This window comes from Stenotrophomonas humi, from assembly GCF_001431415.1.
Taxonomy (GTDB): domain Bacteria; phylum Pseudomonadota; class Gammaproteobacteria; order Xanthomonadales; family Xanthomonadaceae; genus Stenotrophomonas; species Stenotrophomonas humi.
Genome location: NZ_LDJI01000083.1, coordinates 1 through 675, shown reverse-complemented (window position 1 = coordinate 675; position 675 = coordinate 1). Strand labels below are relative to the sequence as shown.

Annotated in this window: 2 protein-coding genes; one reads left to right on the top strand and one right to left on the bottom strand. The window is 65.0% G+C overall.

The window, feature by feature from the left end; translation table 11 throughout:
- A partial coding sequence (locus ABB26_RS18785; RefSeq protein WP_152982755.1) for a DUF2127 domain-containing protein occupies window positions 1–193 on the top strand: 193 nt, incomplete at its 5' end.
- A gap of 142 nt (window positions 194–335) precedes the next feature.
- On the opposite strand, the gene ABB26_RS19215 is transcribed toward ABB26_RS18785, so the two are convergent.
- On the bottom strand, window positions 336–675 hold a 340-nt coding region (locus tag ABB26_RS19215; protein WP_161809076.1), incomplete at its 5' end, for a hypothetical protein.

The window sequence follows — 675 nt, the reverse complement described above, 5'->3', positions numbered from 1 at the left end:
CGAATCTGGGGTCCTGTTGCGCGCCAGGGCCTGGGCCTCATGGCTGGGCTTCATCCCCGCGGCCCTGGTCCTACCGCTGGAGATGTACTCCATCAGCAAACGCCCCGGCTGGGCCTCATGGCTGCTTCTGGCGGTGAATGTGCTGGTCGTGTGGGTACTGGCGCGCGACATCGGCAAGCGTCGGAAACACTAGGCCGGCTCACGTCGCCGGGCACCCTGCGCGCGCCAGTGACAAGACCCGCCGCATCCGCTATCCGCCATCGCCCTGAACAGCGCGATCGTAATGCCTTGGGTGAACGTGACGCCCCACGCACGGACGCAGCAGGCCCGCCCGATCAGTACTTGCCCCATTCGTAGAGGCGAATCACGACAATTTCCGAAGGTTGCGTGAGCTTGAGATAGTCGACGATGGCGCCGCGTATCTCGCCCATTGCCGCGCTTGTCATATCCCAGCCCCAACCAAACGCCCGCCTGCGATACTCATTCATGGCGGCCGCCGCAGCACCCATCGGTTCCGCGCGGAGCGCCGCCGTGATGCGGCCGGCGTGCTTTCCATCCAGCACCCAGAGCCAAGGCGATACGTTCGTCGCCACCCCCTCTTCCAGCGACCTGAAGAACGCATCCTCAAACAGATGCCACCCCTCCCCGAGGGTGTTGAAGCCGACGATCCTGGCG